This is a genomic window from Bartonella sp. AA86SXKL, assembly GCF_042196885.1.
Window position 1 is genome coordinate 1 of sequence record NZ_JBHIRE010000464.1, and the last position, 284, is coordinate 284.

At 34.2% G+C, this 284-nt stretch carries 1 pseudogene; it reads left to right on the plus strand.

From position 1 onward, the window contains the following. Positions 1 to 202, plus strand: a pseudogene (locus tag ACFIO5_RS12650) (integrase); the annotation flags it as partial. Between the last annotated feature and the right edge of the window lie 82 nt (positions 203 to 284).

The following is a 284-nucleotide window of genomic DNA, read 5'->3' on the forward strand; positions in this document are numbered from 1 at the left end:
TTTCCCTATTTCAGAGATTACGCAATGTTCTTGTCCCTATCTGGCAGACAAAAGCTGCAACAAAATGGAAAGCACTTATTTTTCAATCCTTTGTCTCAAACATGCAGCTGCATTAGAATTGGATGTTAATTTACAAGTAAGAGCAAAAACTTTATTGAGAAAACAACGTCATAAAGTTAAGAACATGCCCGCTATGGATTAGAAAGATATTCTGGCTTTTTATAAAATATTTTGCAAAATAACAAGCATAACTACAACTGGCTTTGTGGCTTCTTATCCTTCCA